Source organism: Wolbachia endosymbiont strain TRS of Brugia malayi, from assembly GCF_000008385.1.
In the GTDB taxonomy this organism is placed as follows: Bacteria; Pseudomonadota; Alphaproteobacteria; order Rickettsiales; family Anaplasmataceae; genus Wolbachia.
Genome location: NC_006833.1, coordinates 554184 through 577219, shown reverse-complemented (window position 1 = coordinate 577219; position 23036 = coordinate 554184). Strand labels below are relative to the sequence as shown.

24 protein-coding genes, 2 other RNA genes and 1 pseudogene are annotated in these 23036 nt (G+C 33.5%); 17 read left to right on the top strand and 10 right to left on the bottom strand.

From position 1 onward, the window contains the following. Positions 1–735 precede the first annotated feature (735 nt). Both WBM_RS02640 and guaA read left to right on the top strand, forming a co-directional pair. Entirely contained in the window at positions 736–927 is a 192-nt protein-coding gene (locus tag WBM_RS02640; RefSeq protein WP_011256642.1) for a hypothetical protein, read from the top strand. A gap of 339 nt (positions 928–1266) precedes the next feature. Continuing rightward, positions 1267–2829 (top strand): glutamine-hydrolyzing GMP synthase, encoded by a 1563-nt coding sequence (guaA, locus tag WBM_RS02635; RefSeq protein WP_011256641.1) that lies wholly within the window; start codon positions 1267–1269, stop codon positions 2827–2829. 1 nt (position 2830) lies between these two features. On the opposite strand, the gene WBM_RS02630 is transcribed toward guaA, so the two are convergent. The 5 genes and pseudogenes from WBM_RS02630 to WBM_RS02610 form a co-directional block, all read right to left on the bottom strand. Then, a complete protein-coding gene (locus tag WBM_RS02630; protein WP_011256640.1) occupies positions 2831–3547 on the bottom strand; it encodes a TerC family protein in 717 nt (238 codons plus the stop codon). Positions 3548–3867: 320 nt separating this feature from the next. After that, complete coding sequence (locus tag WBM_RS06845; RefSeq protein WP_338062943.1) at positions 3868–4083, bottom strand: hypothetical protein; 216 nt, start codon at positions 4081–4083, stop codon at positions 3868–3870. An 814-nt stretch (positions 4084–4897) separates the two neighbouring features. Continuing rightward, positions 4898–6055: an aspartate kinase gene (locus tag WBM_RS02620; RefSeq protein ID WP_041571569.1), complete on the bottom strand. Its 1158-nt coding sequence runs from the start codon at positions 6053–6055 to the stop codon at positions 4898–4900. A 62-nt stretch (positions 6056–6117) separates the two neighbouring features. Then, positions 6118–7302: pseudogene (locus WBM_RS06840) on the bottom strand (bifunctional folylpolyglutamate synthase/dihydrofolate synthase). A gap of 62 nt (positions 7303–7364) precedes the next feature. Further along, positions 7365–7955 (bottom strand): MlaC/ttg2D family ABC transporter substrate-binding protein, encoded by a 591-nt coding sequence (locus WBM_RS02610; RefSeq protein ID WP_011256638.1) that lies wholly within the window; start codon positions 7953–7955, stop codon positions 7365–7367. Between the two features lie 121 nt (positions 7956–8076). On the opposite strand from WBM_RS02610, the gene ssrS reads away from it, so the two are divergent. The 3 genes from ssrS to WBM_RS02600 all read left to right on the top strand — a co-directional run bounded on the left by ssrS (position 8077) and on the right by WBM_RS02600 (position 9472). Beyond that, a non-coding RNA gene (ssrS, locus tag WBM_RS05445) (6S RNA) lies at positions 8077–8238 on the top strand. An 18-nt stretch (positions 8239–8256) separates the two neighbouring features. After that, complete coding sequence (locus WBM_RS02605; RefSeq protein ID WP_041571461.1) at positions 8257–8718, top strand: type II toxin-antitoxin system RatA family toxin; 462 nt, start codon at positions 8257–8259, stop codon at positions 8716–8718. A gap of 52 nt (positions 8719–8770) precedes the next feature. After that, positions 8771–9472, top strand: coding sequence for a thioredoxin domain-containing protein (locus tag WBM_RS02600; RefSeq protein WP_041571567.1), 702 nt, complete (start codon positions 8771–8773; stop codon positions 9470–9472). Positions 9473–9500: 28 nt separating this feature from the next. Here the strand turns inward: WBM_RS02600 and WBM_RS02595 are convergent, their stop codons facing one another. Continuing rightward, complete coding sequence (locus WBM_RS02595) at positions 9501–9779, bottom strand: DUF2671 domain-containing protein (protein WP_011256635.1); 279 nt, start codon at positions 9777–9779, stop codon at positions 9501–9503. Between the two features lie 249 nt (positions 9780–10028). Between WBM_RS02595 and WBM_RS02590 the strand changes: the two genes are divergently transcribed. Then, complete coding sequence (locus WBM_RS02590; protein WP_011256634.1) at positions 10029–10679, top strand: O-methyltransferase; 651 nt, start codon at positions 10029–10031, stop codon at positions 10677–10679. Position 10680: 1 nt separating this feature from the next. Here WBM_RS02590 and WBM_RS02585 read toward each other — a convergent pair whose 3' ends face one another. Both WBM_RS02585 and WBM_RS05765 read right to left on the bottom strand, forming a co-directional pair. Continuing rightward, positions 10681–11334, bottom strand: coding sequence for a glutathione S-transferase family protein (locus WBM_RS02585; RefSeq protein ID WP_011256633.1), 654 nt, complete (start codon positions 11332–11334; stop codon positions 10681–10683). Next, the gene (locus WBM_RS05765) at positions 11331–11603 is read right to left on the bottom strand and encodes a hypothetical protein (protein WP_148669374.1); all 273 of its coding nucleotides are present in this window, start codon (positions 11601–11603) and stop codon (positions 11331–11333) included. The genes WBM_RS02585 and WBM_RS05765 overlap by 4 nt, the downstream gene beginning before the upstream one ends. 58 nt (positions 11604–11661) lie before the next feature. Between WBM_RS05765 and ffs the strand changes: the two genes are divergently transcribed. The 7 genes from ffs (at position 11662) to dnaN (ending at position 18094) form a co-directional block, all read left to right on the top strand. Then, positions 11662–11761: signal recognition particle sRNA small type (ffs, locus tag WBM_RS05440), an RNA gene on the top strand. Positions 11762–11776: 15 nt separating this feature from the next. Beyond that, positions 11777–13261, top strand: a complete 1485-nt coding sequence (dnaX, locus tag WBM_RS02580) for a DNA polymerase III subunit gamma/tau (RefSeq protein ID WP_011256632.1) — start codon at positions 11777–11779, stop codon at positions 13259–13261. Positions 13262–13282: 21 nt separating this feature from the next. Beyond that, entirely contained in the window at positions 13283–13597 is a 315-nt protein-coding gene (locus tag WBM_RS02575) for a YbaB/EbfC family nucleoid-associated protein (RefSeq protein WP_041571566.1), read from the top strand. 829 nt (positions 13598–14426) lie between these two features. Then, positions 14427–15149, top strand: coding sequence for a P44/Msp2 family outer membrane protein (locus WBM_RS02570; protein WP_011256630.1), 723 nt, complete (start codon positions 14427–14429; stop codon positions 15147–15149). A 284-nt stretch (positions 15150–15433) separates the two neighbouring features. Beyond that, positions 15434–16327 (top strand): RNA polymerase factor sigma-32, encoded by an 894-nt coding sequence (locus WBM_RS02565; protein ID WP_011256629.1) that lies wholly within the window; start codon positions 15434–15436, stop codon positions 16325–16327. Beyond that, positions 16320–16817, top strand: coding sequence for an invasion associated locus B family protein (locus WBM_RS02560; RefSeq protein ID WP_011256628.1), 498 nt, complete (start codon positions 16320–16322; stop codon positions 16815–16817). The genes WBM_RS02565 and WBM_RS02560 overlap by 8 nt, the downstream gene beginning before the upstream one ends. A 179-nt stretch (positions 16818–16996) precedes the next feature. After that, positions 16997–18094, top strand: coding sequence for a DNA polymerase III subunit beta (gene dnaN, locus WBM_RS02555; protein ID WP_050707686.1), 1098 nt, complete (start codon positions 16997–16999; stop codon positions 18092–18094). Between the two features lie 9 nt (positions 18095–18103). Here dnaN and truA read toward each other — a convergent pair whose 3' ends face one another. Next, on the bottom strand, positions 18104–18841 hold the full coding sequence (gene truA / locus WBM_RS02550; protein WP_041571564.1) for a tRNA pseudouridine(38-40) synthase TruA: 738 nt from the start codon (positions 18839–18841) through the stop codon (positions 18104–18106). Between the two features lie 231 nt (positions 18842–19072). On the opposite strand from truA, the gene recA reads away from it, so the two are divergent. From recA to WBM_RS02535, 3 genes are all read left to right on the top strand, one after another. Continuing rightward, on the top strand, positions 19073–20140 hold the full coding sequence (gene recA, locus WBM_RS02545; protein WP_011256625.1) for a recombinase RecA: 1068 nt from the start codon (positions 19073–19075) through the stop codon (positions 20138–20140). A 241-nt stretch (positions 20141–20381) separates the two neighbouring features. Beyond that, positions 20382–21074 carry a phosphatidylserine decarboxylase gene (locus WBM_RS02540; protein WP_041571460.1) on the top strand — a complete coding sequence of 231 codons (693 nt, stop codon included), beginning with the start codon at positions 20382–20384 and terminating at the stop codon, positions 21072–21074. After that, entirely contained in the window at positions 21071–21841 is a 771-nt protein-coding gene (locus WBM_RS02535; protein ID WP_011256623.1) for a CDP-alcohol phosphatidyltransferase family protein, read from the top strand. Before WBM_RS02540 ends, WBM_RS02535 begins: the two co-directional genes overlap by 4 nt. A 227-nt stretch (positions 21842–22068) precedes the next feature. On the opposite strand, the gene WBM_RS06945 is transcribed toward WBM_RS02535, so the two are convergent. After that, positions 22069–22200: a hypothetical protein gene (locus WBM_RS06945; RefSeq protein ID WP_410543184.1), complete on the bottom strand. Its 132-nt coding sequence runs from the start codon at positions 22198–22200 to the stop codon at positions 22069–22071. Here WBM_RS06945 and WBM_RS06940 point away from each other — a divergent pair. Further along, on the top strand, positions 22148–22279 hold the full coding sequence (locus tag WBM_RS06940) for an alanine:cation symporter family protein (RefSeq protein WP_410543180.1): 132 nt from the start codon (positions 22148–22150) through the stop codon (positions 22277–22279). The two genes, WBM_RS06945 and WBM_RS06940, sit on opposite strands and share 53 nt — an antisense overlap. The last annotated feature ends 757 nt before the right edge of the window (positions 22280–23036 follow it).

Below are 23036 nucleotides of genomic sequence, written 5' to 3'. Positions count from 1 at the left end.
TATAATATAGCTAAAAGGTTATGCAGCTGTACAAATGTTATGAGGGGGTGTCATCTAAGTGACTCATAGAAATGCAAAAATTATTTGACAAACCTCGCCGGCCCCCATAGTACTAAAGGTATTCAATTACCTTCAATCTGTGCAGATTAAATAACAAAGTATTACATAGTTGATGTCTTATGTTTAATTTTTTGCACTATATGTACCTTATGTCTTCACAACATTTCTAGGTTTTTACCTATATAAGCTAAAACTCGCTTTTAAAGCGTTTAAGACAGTATAATATGCCAATTTGCAGGATTAGAGAGTAAACACTATCTACCACGGGACATCTTTTTCTTTTTTTTATTTAGTAAATTTCTTAATGTTTATAGCTAGTTCAATTTAAGGGTCCAAAAAAGATGTCATGTCAGTATCAGGTGTTTTCATAATATCCTTATGTTTGGGGTAAAATCTGCTATAACATTTAACACACTGTCTTCGCAAACAAATGTTCGTACAATTGTATATCAAGCATTGTAATGATATCACTTTTTTGGTCAAGGTCATTACAATGTTTGTACAGTTGTGCCTAAAGGGCAGGAATTTTAGGTCGTTTTTCTTAAAAGTGTTTTAGTATACTAGATTCATTATTGAGGTAACAATAGAACTAGAGGATTTGATAGAAATATCTGAATTAACTTTACTCAACTTGCAAAACTTTCTTGACAGTTTTAAAGGGCAGTGTGCAGTAAAGTGGAAAAATATGTAGATAAAAGGGTAGAAGAAGTCAAAAATGAGATTGTGACATATGTAGTATGCAAGGTGTTAAATAATATCTTGGGTAATAAGCCACTAGCTATACTCAAAGTGAATAAACCTGACAAAATTACACAAGTTGATGACAGTTCAACACAAAATCAAAAATTTATCAAGATCTTTTTATAGGAAAAACGCTTATTGGAAAATATAAAGGGAGAATATATGAAGTTGCGGTCAGCAGTGAGGGCAAGTTAATCTATAATAAAGCAAAATATAACTCTCCTTCTATAGTAGGCAAAGAAATTATTGGTAAAAGTTGTAACGATTGGGATTTTTTTAGAGTATGCCTTGACTCCGAAAAAGGACTAAAAACTCTGGGCTACCACCTGCAAATTTTTGTCAGCTCAAAATGGATCACAGCTAATGTTTAAGCCATATATTAAAGCTTTTAAAGAGGTCTTAGTTTACTTGCTCTGTTATTTTCTTTATTATTAAATATTGCTTTAAATAATATGGAGGAGTAGGTTGTCAGCAATTGCCATTATTGATTTTGGTTCACAATTTACGCAGCTTATCGCGAGACAGATCAGAGAAATGGACGTTTATTGTGAGATATTCCCTAGCAACATCAGTTTTGAAACAATATCGAAATTCAATGGATTTATTCTCTCTGGAGGACCACAATCTGTGCATGATGGTTGTTCTGAGGCAAGTGGAGTAGCACATGAGATTATAAAATTTAATGAGGCAACAAATGTTCCTATACTTGGGATATGCTATGGGCAGCAACTTATTTGTCATTACTTTGGAGCGAAAGTAAAAAAAGAGTTCAAACAGGAGTTTTGCAAAACTAAGATTAAGATACTAAAGGAATCCTCCATTGTAAAGGATGTGTGGAATGTTAATTCTGAAGTGGATGTATTAATGAATCATGCGGACAGTGTTGAAACTGCACCACAAGGGTTTACTGTTATTGCATCAGGTGTAATAAATCAAACAATTGCGATAGTTGCCAATGAACAGCGTAGGATATATTGTACTCAGTTCCATCCTGAGGTTAAGCCTACAGCGAATGGTAGTAAATTGCTTTCTAACTTCTTGGACATTGCAAATTGTAAAAGAGACTGGACAATGAAGTCAATCATTGAAAAGCAAAAGGAGAAAATTAAAAATGTGGTAGGAGAGAAAAAAGTAATTGCTGCGGTAAGTGGAGGGGTTGATTCAAGTGTTGCAGTGGCTCTTACATATAAAGCCGTAGGAAAACAATTAAACTGTATTTTTATTGATACTGGGTTGTTACGTAAGAACCAGACCATTGCTCTGTTGGAAGAGATTCCAGTAAATTATGTTGATAAATCGAATTTGTTTTTGAGTAGATTAAAAGGTATAACTGATCCAGAAGAAAAGCGAAAAATTATTGGTAACACTTTCATTGAAGTCTTTGAAGAGGAGGCAAAAAAAATAGGTAATGCAGATTTTTTAATGCAGGGTACTATTTACTCTGATGTGGTCGAATCAGGGCATGCTTCGGGGAATGCTAGTACAATCAAATCTCATCATAATGTTGGTGGATTGCCAGAGAAGATGAATCTCAAGCTAGTGGAGCCTTTGCGCTACCTCTTTAAAGATGAGGTAAGACTGCTTGGGAAAGAAATTGGGCTTTCAAACGAGATAATATTTCAACACCCGTTTCCTGGACCTGGACTTGCGGTAAGGGTCATAGGTGAAGTTGATGAGGAAAGGGTGCGAATATTGCAAGAAATAGATGAAATATATATCAATACAATGAAAAATTACGATCTATATGATAAAATATGGCAAGCTTTTGCTGTACTATTGCCGATAAGAACTGTAGGTGTCATGGGAGATGGTCGTACATACGGATATGTTTGTGCTTTGAGGGCTGTGACATCGTTTGATGGTATGACGGCTGATGCATTTCCATTTGAGAATAAAAGTCAGCATTCATTAATATTTTGGGATTTTTTGCAGAATGTCAGCAGTATAATCGTTAATAACGTTTCCGGAGTAAATAGAGTTGTGTATGACTTAACTTCAAAACCACCGGCAACTATTGAGTGGGAATAATTTAGAACTGTTTTTTCTTCTTTATGCACCGCACTTTTTTCTTTATACTACTCGTAACTTCTACAAATAATGCAAACGTCAATGAAGAATACAAGTATTCTTTTGGTAATTCTACATGAAGTCCATCAAGCATCAGGTGCACACCAACAAGTACAATAAATAGGATGGCGATTATTTTTAAACTCGAGCTAGATTTAATTAGCTGGGCAGTATAACTTGATAAAAATATCATTGCTAGTATGGAAAATACGCATGCTATAGCAATTATTACCATGCTATGAGTTAATGCTATAGCAGTTAGTAAAGAATCAACTGAAAAAACTAAATCTATTAATATAATTTGTAGTACAGCTAGAAGCAGTTGTGATTTAATGTCTATTTTTTTTTCAACTTGCTTGCGTGAGAAAATGTCGTTCCATAATTCTATGAAGCTTTTAATGATTAGGAATAATCCTCCTGCTATCATGAGTAGGTCTTTTACTGAAATGTTGAACGATGCAGCGTAAAATATAGGTTTTTGCATTGATAATATATATGATGTAAAAAATAGTGTTACAAAGCGCATCTGTAGTGCTAGTGCAAAACCTACGATGCGTACTCTCTCCCTCAACGCGTTTGGTACTCTATCTATTGCTAGAGAAATAAAGATTAAATTATCTATACTAAGTATTATTTCAAGTAGTGTAAGTATTAGTAAAGCCCAAGTTTCTGCTAGCATTTTTGTTCCAGATTTAGCTTCTTTACTCTACAATAGATATGTAAAATTTAAGTAACTTCACTCAGGCAAAGTATAGAGGGGTTTTGCTTCAGAATGCCCATGCTCGTATCCGTTCAGCCAATTGCATCAACTTAAAAGACTCCCTTAGTGAACTTCCCTAAAGACATAATGGATTTTAGGGAGAAATTTTATATACAATCACTGATATTTTTCCTTAAGTTAACGCCATTGTCCATTCAGCCCAACGGTTTGAGAGACAGTATCAGCTAGTGACTTCTTCTTTGAGCTATGTAATTTCAGCTTAAGGAAAACAAGTAAGTTCAGCTATTAAGTTGACAGATATACCAGCTTTGAGTAAGTTTCTTGCCACTTCGATTTTTCTTTTCTCTGTATCGGCTTTGCATACTCTCATCAAATTTTTGGTTAAGGGAGGATAAATTGTCATTCTCACGTTTCTTATCTTGATTATAAATAAAACGCTCTTCTTCACCCCAATTATATTGGTTCAACTCATTATAAGCTCTGCCAATAATCACATCACTCCCTACTACTTTCTTTACACCCTCTTTGCTAGTCTTATTTGCATACTTAAAAAAATAACACTACTTTTCGACCATATTTTCTAATTGATCCTCTTGCGTTTTTGGAAATTTTTGTGGTTTTATAAAAGTAAAACTAAAGTTCTACAGGTCACGTTTGAAAGTTTTCATATCAAGAGTAACGTGATCGGATTTGTACTCTAGTTTATCAAGAAACAGAACAAAATCAGTTATAGCAATGAAGATAACCTCTTTAAGGTCTTGATAACCTGGCACCTACGTCAACTTGTCTTAAGTAAGCTTTGGCAGCGTAGTATTTGCGTGTTTTTTAAAGCCAGTGGTTCTAAGCGGTCTGTGTGTCCTGCAAATGAATTGCACACCTGTAGAATCTCTAATGATACGTCAACAATACTCTCCTTTTTAGTGGTAATATTAGGGTTTTGAATGGAACTTAGAAGACTCACATACTCTATTTTAGCCTTACCAGTTCAACCTAAAATATCATTGGGAAGATGAATGAGAATATCCTTATTTTTCTCAGTGCCAAAGATGCGCCGAAGCGCTAAATTGTTTTTTGGGTCTAGAAAAAAAAGCTATAAGAAATTCACTTAAAAATTATTGATAATTATACATTATTTTTCACAAATATTCAACTTCCTTACGTTTGAAATCATTACCCCATCTATAGAATAAGATGTACCAATGGTGAAAGTAGGCTTTTTAACCTCTCATAGTGTTTCTTTCTGCTACATTACTGAATAGAATACTTGCTTTCTGCGAAATATTAGAAAGGGAGAGTAAAAACATAAGATCAGCCACCTTCTGTGCACATCAGCTCAGTATGTAAATCCCTAACTAGAGCCTCAGCACATTCTCTTTGAACGATAATACTAATTTTGATTTCAGATGCTGTAATCGCAAGTATTTCTATCTTTTTTTCACTGAAGAACTTGAGTGTATGGTACATCACAGACATAACACCAATACCAATGATTGAAATTTTAGCTGCATTATTGTTTATAACATAATCTTCATTCTTGTTCAGTAGCTCTTTCATTAAGTCGATATCGAACTCGGAAATTACAATACTTGATCCATGTATCATATCAATTTTAATATTTGCCCCTGCCATATCTTTTAGAGTGCGCAAGGTATTTGCAAAATTGGTAAAAGTTATAAGAGCTTCATTAGTGCTATAAGTTATTCCAGTAATTGTGTGTCTCTCTAGTACATCATTTTCGTGTAATACTGCAGTGCCTTCTACCTCTTTAAAAGTGGATAGCACTTGTACTTTAATGTTATGTTTCATTGCGAGCTGTACTGAACGGTTATGCAATATTTTAGCACCTGATGATGACATCTCCAACATTTCATCGTAAGAGATGGATTTTAGTTTGCGTGCTTTTGGGACAATTTTCGGATCAGCCGTATATATTCCATCGATATCAGTAAAAATCTCACAAACTCTGACACCAAAAGCTACTGCAAGGGCAACTGCTGATATATCAGAGCCTCCTCTTCCAAAAGTAGTGATTCTATCATCATATATGCCCTGAAAACCGGCAATGATCGCCACAGTGTAACCTTCAGCAAAAGATCTTTTCAAATGATCAATCTTTATTGTTTTTATTTTAGACTCGGAATAAGAATTATCAGTTATAATTGGTAACTGCCAAGCAAGCCACGATTTGGCATTTACTCCGATAGATAGGAGGGTAATTGCTAATAGGCCACAAGAAATTTGCTCTCCCGCTGAAAGCATAACATCATATTCTGATAGTGCTTGTTTGTGGCTTAAGTTTAAGGTTTGTCTAGCCTGAAAAACCATTTGGTCGGTAAGTCCTGCAATGGCGGAAACAACAACAATTATTCTATAACCTTTATCAACATCTTTTTTTATTAAATTTGCAACTCTGGTTAAATCGGTTAATGAAGTTCCACCGAATTTTTTTACGATTATGTTGTTCATAATTACAATATAGCTTCCTTCAGAGAAAAATATAGCGCTAGTTGACATAAATTTTAAAAAACTTAGTCATTCCCCATGGCAAAATCTCCGGTCAGAAATAATGAACCACAAATCAGTATAATTTTAACGTTTTGGATAGGAGCTTTTGGCATGTGATTTAGTATAGTATCGCCGATTGATTTACATTCAATAACATTTATTCTTATATTGTTGGCTTCTTCCCTGATTAAATTTGTATTTGTTGCTTTTGGCTCAGATTTAACACAACCCGCATATAGTAGCTTGATATACAATTTTAAGTATCTAAAAATTTTTCCACATTTCTATTACGAGTGACATCAAAAATTATATAAATGCCTTCGGCAAAATTATCTTTTACTCACTTAGCTAATACTTTGGCATCGTTATTATTGTGTGCACTATCTAAAAATAATTACCAATCTTTCGGTAATGAAGAAATTAAATTACCCTCTTGTATGAGCTCTAGTTGTGCAGGCCAATAGTATGCTGTAAACCTGAGGTGATATCATCTTCTCCAATATCAAACCCATACTTTCTACTCAAAATGCTGCATGACGTAATGGCATTTCCTGAGTTAATTATTTGATGATTGCCCTTTAAAAAGGGTAGGAAAAATTCTATTGATTGAATAGCTGATTGAGAAACCATTTTGTTATTCTTTTTTTTTGCAACTCCACTCAATGCCTTCTCTGTATAAAGGAGATTTATTACTTATTGCGTAGTGTTCTAGTGTATTTATTATAGAGTTTTCTTGTAGTGCTATTCGTAAGGAACATTATGCTTCATATTTTGATCTTTTCACCGCTGTAGTTTCTACAGTGGGGCCAAAGTGTTCTGTATGATCAAGTGCGATGGAAGTAATAGTTGTTAAAACTGGATTATCTGTCACATTTATTGTGTCAAGCCTTCCGCCCATACCTACTTCAATTAAGGTGATATCAGCTTTATAAAGGGAAAAGGCTAAAAAAGCTACAACAGTTGCAGTGTGGCATTCTTCTATAGTAAATTATATAATTTATTATCTTCGATATAACCACCTACAACAACTATTCTTTTATTAGAGTTCACTGAATGTGGAGAAGTGTATATGTGAACCTCATACCCTACTGCCTGCATTGTGTATCTTACAAATGATAATGTTGAACCTTTTCCATTAGCTCCAGCTATATGGATTATAGGCGGTATTTTTTTTCAAGATTGTCTAGTTTGTTAAGAAAACCTTTTATACGATCAAGAAAAAAATCTTTTGGTCTTCTACCAAGTGGCTTAGCCTAATTAGGTATGTATATCATAGATTGTTGTTATATTTTAATTCATCTATGACACGTGCTATGCTATATGCATCAATTTTTTCGCTGAATTGAGAACGTTGATTAATAGAAATGCTTATACCATTCATTACAACATCACTTATCAAGAAAGAACTGACATTTTTAGTAACTTTAAAATCAATATTTGTGAATTCTTCATCGCTGTAAAAAAATCTTGTACTAATCAAACAAGTTGCATTGTCAACTGCTCTTGAGCTCATTATAGTCATTTCACTATTATTCATATATTTATATAAAATTTCGATACACAGACGTGTAAAATATATCTCATATTCTCTTAAGAAATCTTCTCTTTCTTCCTGAGTAGTCAAAGTCCAATGTTTTCCCATAACAAATCGAGATATTTTTTTGAGGTCAATATTATTTTGAATGATTTCCTGAAGCTTTTTATATACATGTTCCCGGTCTTTTTTATTCTCCTTTGTAGATATGTTACCTACTTGTTGCTTCATAGCATGCACAAAAATTTTATGATCTGCGCAGTTGGTATAGGCTCTTGAAGAAATTACAATGAAAACAATAATAATTAAAAGTTTAATAACATTCATGAGATATGTTTATTAACTATGATACTTAAAGTGCGAAATTTAACAAAAGCTAAATAATAGCTATTTATCACTGACTCCAATATAAACATAGACACGCCTTACGTAAATCGGCTATAATGATAGGGGTCTGTTCTATACGTTATGAGTTAAGTTAAATTTCCCGAGCGATAATTTCTAGTCAAGGGAATTGCCTCTATCAATTCCATTGAAATTGATACGTAATGCCCACCTTAACTTTAGGTCTCAGGAATCTACTAAGGCTAACGGTAGATACGGATTCCGTTCCAGTTGGTTTAAACTTATGCTTCACCAGTACAAAGAACAAGGTATTTTCCTCTGTTTACCTAATGAGGTATTCCAGGTTGTAATTGATGTTGAGAAGTATTCTGATTTTGTTCCTTGGTGCAAAGCTGTTTACTTAAAGGAGAAAATTGATAACCAGATGGTTGTGGATCTCTTAGCAGCTTTTCATGGAATTAAGGGAAGATATACTTCGGAGGTAACCTTTCTTTCTCCGAGTGGAACTAATGAAGGTTGGATAAAAGCAGTATCATCAAATGGAATATTTAAACATTTATACAATGAATGGAGATTCATTTCTATAGATGAAAAGAAAACTATGGTGAAGTTTTGTATAGAGTTTGAATTTAAATCCAGCTCGTTTTCCATTTTATTAAATTCAATATATAAATATACACAAAGTAAAATAATTGCTGCGTTCAAAGACAGAGTTGAGAGTCTTGCTAAGAAAAAGTTATCTTGACATTATTGATATAAATACGTAATTATTTAGTAAGTTAAATGTTTGTATTATGATGATTTTTAGATTATTATTTTTATTGGTCTTTATAAGTGTTAACTCTTATGCAGTTATTAAGCAGGACTTATCCAACAACCATTATATTCAAAAAATTAATGAAATAACATCAAAAGAACTACTATTACCGTTGCCTGATGATAAATTATTAGGAGATTCCAAAGCACCAATTCTAATGATAGAATATGCTTCGCTCACTTGTTATCATTGTTCTCTTTTTCATAGAGAAGTTTTTCCTGAAATTAAAAAGAAATATATAGATACAGGTAAGATGCTATATATATTCCGTCATTTCCCTTTGGATTATAGAGGACTAAAAGCTGCAATGCTAAGTTATTGTTATGAGAAGCAAGAAGACTATTTTAATTTTAATAAAGCTGTTTTTAATTCGATAGACTCATGGAATTACTCTAATTTAAGTGACTTAACTGTGTTACAGAAAGTGGCGGCACTAAGCAACTTAAAGCAAGACACATTTAACCGATGTATTAACGATAAGGAGGTGATGGATAAAATTATAAATGATAAATCACTAGCAATTAATAAGCTTGGCATTATGGCCACTCCGATATTTTTTATCAAGCTTAACAACGATAGATCACACACAGAGCCTAATAAAATTAGGCACGAAGGGTACAAAGCGCAAGAATACTTTACTAACGTGATAGACAGGCTATATGAAAAAGCTATAGTGAAATGATACCACTGTAGCCTATCATACAAAGACTCTATACTGACCCATCGTCTTTCATCACTGCTTGTTGTTTTTTACGCTCAAACTCTCTTTTTTTACTGTGCCAAGCGTAATAATACATAGCAATTTTATTTTCTATTAATATTATAGTCCCATCATAAAACTGAACCATATCCATAACTTTTTTCTGGGCTTCATCAAAACGTTCCCTATACTTTTCACGATAAGCTGGGTTATTTAGTAATGTAACCCCTTCATCTTTATTAGATCTTTTACTTAACGTTTCAACTTCACCAGCAATATTATAAGACATATAACTCCCTCTAATTGATTATGAAAATTATATTTAAAAGAGAAATTTGCATGTAAGCAGTCTCTTTAAATTTTAGTGTGGCAGCCAATCAGCTGTTGCACTAGTTAACTATGATATTATATATCACAATTTTTGTCACTTAAAATTTTATGCTATAAAATAATAGCCTAAAATAAATGTTTATATCATTTTAGGCTATATAATTATTTATGAATTTTATATTAATTAAGCCTTCCTATAATACAAAACATGGCACGTAATAACCCTAACATAAAATTATTATATATACGAGATTTATTTGCAAAAGAATGTAAAGAAATAGAAGAGTATTGTATTCTTGGGAAAAAACAACACATTCAAATTAGCCCTGAAGAAGGAAAGTTATTAAGTTTATTTATAAAGATTCACAAGGTGAGAAGTATCGTTGAAATTGGCACATTGTACGGTTACTCATCAATTTGTATGGCAAAAGCTCTGCCTGAATATGGCCATATATACACAATAGAAAACAATCCCAAGCACTTTAAAATAGCAAAAAAGAATTTTAATGCTTTTAATATGAGTAATAAAATTACTTTAATAGTAGGCAATGCATTAGAAAAATTGGCTGAATTATCAGCAAAAGCACCATATGACATGATATTCATTGATGCTGATAAGGCTGGTTATCCTAAATATTTAGATTGGGCAGAGTCATACATTAAACAAGACGGGCTGATTGTTGCGGATAATACTCTATTACTTAACACAGTATTTTTGAAATCACCTCCAAAAGAAGTGTTAGAGAAATCATGGCGTGCTATGAGGGAATTCAATTATAGGTTATCGGACGAAAAAAAATATTGCTCTATATTAATTCCAACTGATGAAGGAATGACTATAGCTTTAAAGCTTACGTAGACTAAAAATCAAAGTTGGCATAGTGCAGAGGAGGAGTTAACCCAGGAACTCTTTCTAATAACATCTCACGAAAACAAGGCCTTGACTTAACAATGGAATACCATTCTTTTAGAATTTTACTTTTTTCCCATGGAAAACTATTTACATAATCCATTACAGAAATATGTGATGCTAAAGTAATGTCAGCTAAAGTGAACTTATCAGTTACGAGACAAACGTTTTTGTTAATTAAGTACTCAATGTACTCTATATGGCAAGATAGATTATGTTGAGCTGCATGGAGAAATCTAGAGTCAGGACTGCGGTTAATTATTACTTTCTCATTTATAATATATTTAGTAACTTCATTATAAAATTTATTATCAAACCAATTAATTAAAGCACGTATTTGAGATTTAATAACAGTAGACGAGTCAAGCAATTTGATATCGCTATTATAAGTTTCTTCTAGATATTCACAAATAGCGTTGCTGTCTGTTATAATAAAGTTGTTATCTATAAGCACTGGTACCTGTCCAGTTGGATTAATCTTCATAAATTCATTCCGCTTTTCCCACGGGTTTTCATGTACTAAATTGCAGCTCAGCTTTTTTTCCTTAAGAAGGGCTCTAACTTTTCGTGAGAACGGACAAAGAGGAAAATGATATAAAATCATAACACCTCTCCTTCGTTATCCCAGTGCGTGGCACTGGGATCCAGAGGAAAAGGTGTGGATTTTAATAGGTCTCTTGCATAATCTCTTATTGCTCCAGCACTTATCATTCTATAGCTTGACCATATGGTCCAGTTGTTGAGGAGATTTCTGAGCCCCAGTGTCACGCACTGGGATGACATAAATAAACATTGAAGTGATAATCTTGTAGTGACTTGCATAATAACTAACTTTTTATTTACTTCAAAGTAGCACTGTAAAAAATTTAGCATATCAAGTTATAGGGCTAATATAGAATATATCTTGCTAAATAAAAAAAAAAGTATAATCTTTTATAAGGTATGCAGGCAAAAACTCTGTAACTTGGTCAGGTCAGAAATGAAGCAGCCACACCAGAATCTTTTTGGGTTGCATACCTATTTCATTATTTATTTTATCATAAACCATGAACATAGCATTAAAATATCGTCCTGGTAGCTTTAAAGATCTAGTAGGTCAAGATATACTAGTGCGTATATTAGAAAACGCTTTTACTCTCAACAGAATTCCACAATCTATACTGCTTTCAGGTGCTAGTGGGGTAGGTAAAACTACCACAGCAAGAATAATAGCCTTATGTTTAAATTGTTCCTTGGGACCGACTTTTGAACCGTGTGGGTCATGTAAAAATTGCCTGACGATAAAAAATTCAAGCCATCCAGATGTAATTGAAATCGATGCAGCAAGTCATACTAGTGTTGATGATATCAAAGTAATCCTAGGAGATATTTGCTATTCACCTATAAGTTCTAAATTCAAAGTTTACATTATAGACGAAGTACATATGTTATCCAGCAGTGCATTTAATGCATTGCTTAAAACCCTAGAAGAGCCACCACCAAGTGTAAAGTTTATCTTGGCAACTACAGAGATAAAAAAGATACCAATCACTATCATTGCACGTTGTCAAAGATTTGATTTGTACAACATTCCTGTAGCTAAAATAGTAGAGCGTTTAAATGATATTGCACAGAGAGAAAGTTATTTCATTGAAAAGGAAGCATCAGAGTTAATTGCGCGCCACTCTGGCAATTCAATGCGTAACGCCTTGTTTTTAATGAATCAAGCAGTGCTGTATAATAAAGGTGGTGTAATATCTACTAAAAGTGTGATGGATATACTTGGCCTAGTGGATAAAGATATCATATTTGATCTAATGGAAGCAATATTGGGCAGTGATTTACAGAAAGCTCTATCGTTATTTGACAAAGCAGTAGAAACGGCAAACCCACTTAGTATTTTTGAAGGTCTATTGCAAACAATTCAGTTAATATGCCGTTTTTTGGTTACAAAAGAGATTGATAGTTCAGTTACAGAATGTGAGAAGAACAGGATAAAAGACTTGGGTGTAAAAAAGTCTTTAATATTTTTCTCGAGATTGTGGAGGATGTTGCTCAAAGGAGTTCAAGATATAAAAGCTTCGACATGCAGTGATGTTGCTGCTGAGATGATATTAATTAGCCTCTGTTATCTTTCTGATCTACCTTCTCCTGAGCAGGTGGTCAAGAAAGTTCTTGCGCAAAGTACGCAGCAGAGGAATACACGCAGCGCAGAAAACATACAACAGAAAAGTTATGATTTTGATAAGATTTTGCAACTATTACAACAGAATAACCAAATTTATCTTTACAAGCAGCTATGTAGTAATCTACAATTAGTGAATTGTAAACCTGGGTATTTAAAACTAAAGGCTGTATCTCAGTTGGATAGTAATTTTTGTAATGACTTGAAAAACTATTTAAGTCAGATAACTCAGCAGGAGTGGGTTATTACAATTGATGCAGGTTATATAAAAAAGGGGGCGAGTAGTTTAAGTTATGCACCTGCAGTCAAGGGTATACTTGATACATTTAAGGGTGCAAAGGTGGTCAACATAGAGAATAAGGAGTAAGTCGTGGATTTTAATCAGATAATGAAGCAAGCACAAGAGATGCAAAAGAAACTTACAGAAGCTCAAGAGAAGTATATTGGTAAAGAATTTCAAGGTATCTCTGGTGGCGGTAAAGTTTCTGTGTTGGTAGGAATCATAAAAATAGGTAGTTATAAGGCTAAAAAGGTAAGCATAGACTTAGAGCTTATGAGAAATGAAGAGAAGGATATAGTAGAAGATTTAGTAACAGCAGCATTCAATGATGCTATTAAGAAGGCAGAGGAGGATATGGCAAATGTAACCTCTGATCTTGCAGGTATGATGGGTTTACTACCTGGATTTAAACTTCCCTTTTAAGTTTTTTCTACATAAAATTTCTGGTATTTCTAATGCTAACGCTTCTTCGCTAGTGCACCTATAACATTGTATAAAGGTGGAAGAAACCGCAGTAGTGGAAATGATGTGGGGAATAAAGAAATGCTAAGCTAGTGACACGACTGTATGAACATAGCAATTTTCAGGTTATTTATGCAATAAATGGTGTCATTCCAATGTTTCTTTCTCGTCTCATCTCTTGTAGGAACTTGACATTAATGTCTTATATGCTTGGTAAGTAGTCAACCTTGGAATTATAAATATCCATAACGTCACGATAAGGGTAATGCAGAAGTTTTTCAAATAATTTCTTTATAAAAAAAGAAGATTAGTTGATTTTTGAACTAATTCTTAAATAAAGACAAAAAGAACAATGCAATGTGAGTTGTTTACTGTTCTCTCAAAAACTTGGCGCTTATTACATTACTTAATAAGCGAGATTCAGCTAACGTAGATAAAAATTTATAAAGACATGGAGTGTCTATATAAGAAAAATTAAACATAACACACCTAGTTTAATAATGTGCTTTTGTCACTTAAATAAAGATTAAGGATAAATTTTAGGTCTAAAACATCCCCATATAAGGGTTCTTAAGGCCTGTAAAATGGGCTTTGTATTCTTGATATACATTGCTCTCAAATATTGCAATGTTAGTACAGATTCGGTCTTTTCGTTAGTAAAATCTTTACCTTTCTCTAAAAATTAGTTTAAATGTCAAATATTTTGTGTTATTAAGTTAGTACTTGACTTAACTTTAGTTTTTACTTAAATTGCTAAAGTGAAATTTTAATTTTTTTAACGAGGGTAATTATGCATTATAAAAAGTTTTTTTCAGCAACCGCTTTAGTAATGTTGCTAAGTTTATCAAACTCTGCTTTTTCAGATCCTGTTGGTCCAATAGCTGATGAGGAAACTAGTTACTACATTCGCTTGCAGTACAATAGTGAGTTTTCACCTTTGAATACAAAGGTTGATGGTATCACAGGAGCTCAAAAGGATAGTAAAGACACTAATGACCTTTATAAGCCTTCTTTCATGGCTGGTGGTAGTGCATTTGGTTATAGAATGGATGATATCAGAGTGGACATTGAAGGACTTTATTCACAATTAAGTAAAAGTACTCTTTCACGAGCTCCTACTCCAGATATTGTAGATAATTTAACAGCAATTTCAGGACTAGTTAATGTGTATTATGATGTAGTAATTGAAGATATACCTATTACTCCATATGTTGGTGTTGGTCTTGGTGTAGCATATATCAGCAACCCTGCAAAGGCACAAGTTATTGCTGATCAAAAACATGGGTTTGGTTTTGCTTACCAGGCGAAAGCTGGTATTAGCTATGATGTAACCCCAGAAATTAAACTCTTTGCTGGAGCTCGCTACTTTGGTTCTTATGGCGCTAACTTTGATAAAAGTGAAGAAGTAAATAAAGGAACTAGTGAGGATAAAGAAACAAAAGTTACTGCGGGTGCATATAAAGTTCTTTATAGCACTATTGGTGCAGAAGCTGGAATAGCGTTTAATTTCTAATCTATCTTAGTGGTCTTCTTGTTATCTCAGTCTTGTTATTCAAGTAGCTGGTACTGGAACTTAGAGGAAAGAAATGTGGATTCCAGTGTCTCTTAAGCACTGGAATGGCACTGTTTACTATGTAGACTGTTTTGTATTGCATATTTTAGCAGTAAGTATTAAAGCACTTAAGGTTCAAGTTGGGTGCAGTGGTACACAATAAGTTATGCTTTTTCTAAATTAAAGCTTGAATTTTTACTGGAAAGTCAATACATTGTATATTTGGAGTTTTAATTTAAGTTGTTATGTTGATCCCAAAGGTGAGCTTATGTATTAACGGTAGCACTAATCTCACACAGTATATTACTGAAGTGCGAAAATTTCCTATGCTATCTCAAGAGGAAGAGGTACGGTTGGCGAAAAGTTGGAACCAGTGCAAGGATATTTCTTCTGCTCATAAATTGATTACTAGCCATTTGAATTTGGTAGTAAAAATTGCAATGAAGTTCAAAAATTATGGGCTATTGTTAATGGACCTAATTATGGAAGGAAATATGGGTTTAATCCATGCAGTGAAAAAGTTTAATCCTGATTTGGGATTTCGTTTTTCAACTTATGCGGTGTGGTGGATTGAAGCTTCAATAAAAGACTTTATATTGAAATCTTGGTCATTTGTAAAAATAGGCACAACACAAGCACAAAGGAGATTATTTTTTAGTTTGCGTAAAATAAAAAAAAGAATTTTGCAATATACAAACAGGGAAACTTTAAATAATGAAGAAATAAAAGCAATATCTAATGAACTATCTGTATCTGAAGGGGATGTTATACAGATGAATTACCGTTTAGCTTGTAAGGATCAGTCGCTAAATAATTGCATAAAAGTAGGTGGTGACTCTAAAAAAGAGCTACAAGATATGATCCCATGTAACTCAGTTAATCAAGAAGTAACTTATCAGAATCGTGAAGAGAAAGAATTAAAAGAAACAATTTTAAACAATGCATTAGCAAGCCTTAACGAAAGATCAAGGGATATTTTTATTAGTAGGTATTTGTCTGAGAATACTCAGACCCTAGATGAGCTTAGTAAAAAATATTGTGTTTCAAGAGAAAGAATAAGACAGCTAGCTGAACAAGCGATGAGTAAGGTAAAACAACATATACAGTCGGAAAGCTTGAAATTTAGCTTACATGCGTAGTTTTTTTGTATTTCTAATATTTTTTTCAGTAAGTGCTCTTGCATCGGTTAGTGATGTACAATTGAAGGAAAAATATAGAGACTGGCTTGTGTATACTGCATTGGAAGATGGAGAGAAAGTATGTTATATCGTGTCTTACCCTAAGAAAAAGAGCGAACATTATACAACCAACCGCAAGCCATATGTAATGGTCAGTTATGTCGATAAAAAAGCAGATGAGGTAAGTGTTACTTCTGGTTTTCAGTATGATAAGGAGCCTATAGTTCTCAATATCGATAAAAAAATAAAATATGCATTATACATAATACAAGGAGATCTTGCGTGGACAGAGCATACAAAAACAGATCGAGATCTAATTCTAAAAATGAAGCAGGGATTATCAATGGTGGTTAGTGGAAGAATAAAAGCGACAACCATTGATGATACTTATTCCCTACTTGGGTTTCAAAAGGCATATCAAAAAATGCATGATTTATGCTACGTAAAGTGAACTGTTATAATCTCAGGCTAAACCATAGTATAAAAAACACTCTTCCGGTAAAAATATAAATAAGCACTTTACTTTACGTAGAATGTGGATATCATTTGAAATATTTTTTAAGAATAGATAATGTCAGAGTTGTGGGTATAGATGTAGAAATCAAAAAACAAAGTTCTGTATGTGAGCAAATGCGTTTTCGCATAGGCCGTACGAGTCTTTTAAGTACGCTGTCCAGAGTAAGTGGAGTGGTCGAAAGGCGTAATGCAATAGATATCTTGGCGTGTATAAATATTAAAGCACAACATGGCAGCATAAAATTAATGGCTACTGATCTTGATATTTCAATATTTGCTTCACTTGCTGCAGATGTGTTAACAGAAGGAGAAGTAAAAGTTTCAGCACATACTTTACACGATATAGTGAAGAAGTTGCCAGCTGATTTGGATGTCAATTTTGAGGTAAACGATCAAGGGAAATTATTAATATCTTATGGAAATGCAAATTTTTCTTTACCAAATGTAGTCTTAAACAAGCTTCCTGTTCTTGAAGAAGGTGATCATAAGTATGATTTTACTCTACTGAATACAGACTTGATAGACTTATTAAATAAAACAAAATTTGCTGTATCGCTAGATGATACAAGATATAATTTGAATGGGATATATCTACATACAGATGAGCAGTTTTTATATTGTGTTGCAACTGATGGTCACCGTTTATCATGTGTAAAAAAGCCAAAGCCTCAAAATATCAATAGCGAATTTGGTGTAATCATACCGCGCAAAACTGTGATAGAGCTATTAAAAGTACTAGATGATTGTGATGAAATTAATATAAAACTTTCAGACAGGAAGATCAAATTTACATGTGGTAAGTATATTATAATATCAAAATTAATAGATGGGGCTTTTCCAGATTACAAATGCGTTATTCCAGCATCTCAAGATAAACAAATGGTCGTTGAGAGTAGCAAACTTGCTAGCGTTATAGATCGAGTTTCCGTTGTTGTATCTGATAGAATAAAATCTATTGAATTTTCATTGCAAGAAAAATCATTAACTCTACACTCAAACTCTCAAGAATGCAGTGATGCAACTGAATTTATAGAGGTGGATTACAATGGAGCACCTATAGAAATAGGTTTTAATTCACGTTATTTGCTTGATGCTTTATCCTGTATAAAGAGCAAATGTAAGTTTAGCTTATCAGATAGTAGTAGTGCTACGGTTATTACTGATGAGAATGATCCGAATGTATTATATATAGTGATGCCAGTAAGAACTTAAGGCTATTAATTAGTAATCTATCTTTGCCAAATATAAACCAAAAGGCGGTGCAGTAACTCCAGCAGCGTTTCTTTTGCATTGGTTTAATATATTCAGCATTTTTTGTGGATTAGTTCTACTTTTTCCAAATTCAACTAAAGTACCTACAATGATCCTCACTTGGTTATGTAAAAAAGAAATAGCAGATATTTTAATGTATATGTGACTCCCGTTTTGTACTATATCGATATCATCAATTGTTCTTATCGGATTTGTAGCTTGGCAATCTTTTGAGCGGAAACTTAAAAGATTATGCTTTCCAAGCAGATATTTAGCAGCTTCACGCATAATGTTTACATCAAGTGGATTAAACACTTGCCACGCGTAACCAGCTTCCAAAGCTGCAGGAGCGTAGCGATTAATTATTCTATATTCGTAGTATCTTTTTTTTGCTGAAAATCGTGAGTGAAATGTATTATCTACAGTTTCTGCATTCAGTACAACTATAGGAATTGATTTTAAGTGATAATTTATGGCGTTTCTTATTTTATAAAGCTCAAATTTTCTTTCCATATCGAAATGAGCAACTTGTCCTAAAGCATGAACCCCTGCGTCGGTTCTGCCGCCACAGTGGAGAGTAACTTTCTCACCGCTGAAATTAAATATGGCATTTTCTATGGTCTCTTGAATTGAGTTAGCAGAATGTTGCTGCTTCTGCCAACCAGAAAAACTACTGCCGTTGTATTCTATCGTTATTTTGTATCGCACTGCAAAGTCCATCTAATTTTCTATCTTAACATAATTTGGTGTATAATTAATAAAGTCAATTGGACTACAAGGTTCTGCATTTGAAACAGTATGTACCATATCTTTTAAATCATATGGCTTATCTCCTCAAAATATTAATTTTTTCGCTAAATAATATATGAGCCTAAAAAAGCCTTGGCAGGTTGTTCACGTTTGATTATCATAGAAATTATACAAATTCATAAGTAATCTATGGCAAGCAACCCAGAAGAAAAAAGTAATGATAGACAAAAAGCGCTAGATAATGCAATAAGCCAGATTGAAAAAGCATTCGGTAAAGGTGCAATAATGAAGCTAAAGCAAAACCCTGTAGAGAAAATAGATACAATATCTACAGGATCAATTGCACTTGATTCAGCCCTAGGTGTTGGGGGATTGCCCAAAGGACGTATAGTTGAAATATTTGGTCCAGAAAGCTCTGGTAAGACTACTCTTGCTTTGCATGTAATTGCTGAAGCACAGAAAAAAGGAGGACTGTGTGCATTTATCGATGCAGAACATGCATTGGATGTCATGTATGCTCGTAAACTTGGAGTAAACACCGATAACTTAGTGATCTCACAACCGGATACTGGAGAGCAGGCTTTGCATATCGTTGAGTATTTAGTATGTTCTAGTGCAGTTGATGTGATAGTCGTTGACTCTGTTGCAGCATTAACTCCAAGAGCTGAAATTGAAGGAGATATGGGTGATCAGCACGTGGGATTACAAGCAAGGCTTTTAAGTCATGGACTGCGAAAACTTACCTCCGCGGTTTCAAAAGCGAACTGTATATTGATATTTATCAATCAAATTCGTATGAAAATAGGGGTAGTATATGGAAACCCTGAAACTACTACGGGTGGAAATGCATTAAAATTCTATACTTCTGTAAGACTTGATATAAGAAAAGTTGGTGCAATAAAAGATAAAGAGAGTATTAAAGGCAATGAAACAAGAGTTAAAGTTGTAAAAAATAAAGTTGCTCCTCCGTTTAGAGAAGCAAAATTTGATATAATGTACAATGAGGGTGTATCGAAGCTTGGAGAAATAATAGATATAGGAGCAAAACTTGGTGTCCTTGAAAAAGCGGGTGCTTATTATTCGTATAACAATACACGCCTTGGACAAGGAAGAGAGAATGTGAAAAACTATTTCAAAGCAAACAAGGAAGTTGCGAATGAAGTAGAAGCAAAAATCAGAGATTTACTTGGAAATAGTGATAATTCTATTACAATGGAAGAGGAAAGCAGGCAGCTTTTAGAAGAAGCAGTTTTCTAACTTTAACTAAAATTTGTGTTGGGTGGGTTGTTGTATTGTACATTTGTCGTACTACTGCGGTTTCAGTATAATTCCATTATGGAATAATAATTTATTAAATCTTTTAGCTATAATTATGGTAATTTGTGATGTTACCTTTTATCAGAAGGATTTTGTTGAAGCAGCACGTACTTAAAAAAAAGCTTTTCATGAAGAGTGATAGATGATAAGTTGTTAATAACAGATTATTGTCAATAAGGTTATGTGTTTTAGTTTACCTAGTATAAACAAGGAGGGTTATTTGTTTATAGTAGTTTCTTTTATAGTGACGTGCATAGCATTCTCTATATCTTGGGGATTTGGTGTTACATGTTTGTTTCCAACATTATTGTGCACTTATTTCTTTCGTGACCCAGCAAGAATTATACCAGGCAATAAGGATCTTGTACTAAGTCCTGCCGATGGTGTAATTTCAAAAATTGAAGAAGTTAGTTACCCTTTATCAACAAACAATGGAGAGGAGAAGAAATTTACACTTGTTAGCATATTCTTGAGTGTTTTGAACGTGCATGTGAATCGTATACCAATATCCGGTACAGTGAAAGAAATGCACTATAAAAAAGGTAAGTTTGTATCTGCAATGAGCGATAGATCTAGCAATGAAAATGAAAAGCAGGTTATTGTGATTGAATACACAAAGGGAAAAGAGATTATTGTAGAACAAATAGCTGGATTAATTGCACGTCGTATCGTTTGTAATTTAAGAGTATCTCAGAGCGTCAAAGCAGGTGAGAGATTTGGAATTATAAGATTTGGCAGTAGAGTGAACATTTATGTTCCTACTGATGTAGAAATAAGGGTTTCAGAAGGGCAAACTGTTGTTGGTGGTGAAACAATTATAGCAAACTTGAATAAGGAAAATACTCAAGAAAAGCTTACTTTTGACCTTGTATGAATAACAATAGCAGTAACAGTAGATCTCTACCTATTGCTAAGTTGTTCCCAAATTTTATAACTTTATTGGGTTTGTGCTCTGGTCTTACTTCACTTAAGTTTACATTTAATGAACAGTGGGAATTTGCAGTGATTTTCATTATCATTGCAGCAATTATAGATGGGATGGATGGCAGAATAGCCAGAATTCTAAGATCAACTAGTGATTTTGGAGCGCAGCTTGATTCTTTTGCGGATTTTCTAAATTTTGGTGCAGCACCTGCATTTCTTTTATATTTTTGGAAGTTAAAAGAAATTAAAGTTGTAGGGTGGATATTAGTAATGATATACGTAATTTGCATCTCAATAAGGCTTGCTAGGTTTAATGTGTCGTTAAACGTAGAACAACTTGACTGGGAAAAATTTTTCTTTTCTGGAGTTCCAGCACCAATATGTGCTCTGCTTTCTTTGTTGCCAATAATTGTTACCTTTCATTCTCAGGAAAGTGAATATTTACTTCTTATAGAACGATTTTTTAACGTAAGAAATACGGCTTGTTACTTTTTAACTATTTCATTTTTTTCAGTCAGTCATATTCCAACTTTCTCTGCAAAGTACATTTATATTCCCAGGAGCCTGTCTTATATATTTGTATCGCTTTTCGGAGTATTTATCGTATTCTTCGTCAGTAAGCCATGGATCACTCTACCAATTTTGGGTGTAGTGTATACTATTACTATTCCAATAAGCGTCGGGCTTTATATATATTACACATATAAAACTTGTTAGCTATAGATCGTAATAAAAATTAGTGGCAATATAACTGGAAAATAAGTGAATTATTAAATTCATTTCTGTATGTAAAGATATTTTACGTTCCATTTGTAATCATTTGGGTAATTGCAACTGGAATTTTTTTGCACAGTTCAGTTCAGGTTTACTAACTTTAACTTATTCAAGCGTGGAATACAAATGCTATTCAACCTAGAATGTAATCATAGCGACGGCATAATCACTCATATCCAAGCGTTTGCAACGGTAATTTCAGGAACGGTTAGCCTTTGAGCAGTATCCAGGGTTGCAATAGCTACTACAATGTGGGGTCCAAGTGCAATTTTTTGGATGGTAATTACCAAAATACTTGACATGTCGATAAAGTTTGTTGAAGTAGTGCTTGCGTTTACTTATTGCTCTGAAACCCAACTGGTGGAGTTTTTTATTATATGAAGTACGGGCTTGCAAAGATTAGATTTATAAGACTGGTAGATTTCTTGTATGAGCTTATGCAATTATGTCGCTTGTTGCAATGATTTTTGGTGACATATCACTCAGGCGAATTAAATTGCAGCGTTTATCAAGTAACCTCTTCAAATACAACGCATCTATCATTATATCACTGCTTATTTTAATTGTAATACTAAGAGAAGAATAAAATGCATTGCTTTCGTTGCGACAGGTTTAGCGCCGATTTTGATAGTGTTATATGTAAGCATATATGTATATCAATCTGTGTAGATGGAAATAATCTGCTGTAAATCAGCTACAGGAGGTGGGGTACTGAGTAGGTTAATAGCTGAAAAGTGAGAAGATCGTTTTTTGCTAACGAGGCAGTACAGGAACAGCAGCTATAGTGTATTCAGCTGTAAAAGAAGAAGATCCAATTAAAGTTGGGAGTGTTGCAATATTGCACCACTTGTAGGCATAATATTAATCTCATTTTTGACTGATATTATATAGTTATCGCTGGTATACATAGTACTAACAACATAGATGTATTACATTAGTTAGCTCAGCATTTTCAACAGCCTTGCCTTTATTCAGCAAGCTAGTTTTTCCGCTAATAATGTTTTCCTTTGCACTTTATACAATAATAACTTATTATTACTACTGAGAAGTTGCTCTTGTTGTACTTATTTGGTAACAAAAAAGTACTGATATTGTTCCAAGTTCTTATAGCGGTTTCGGTGTATATTGGTTGTATGTC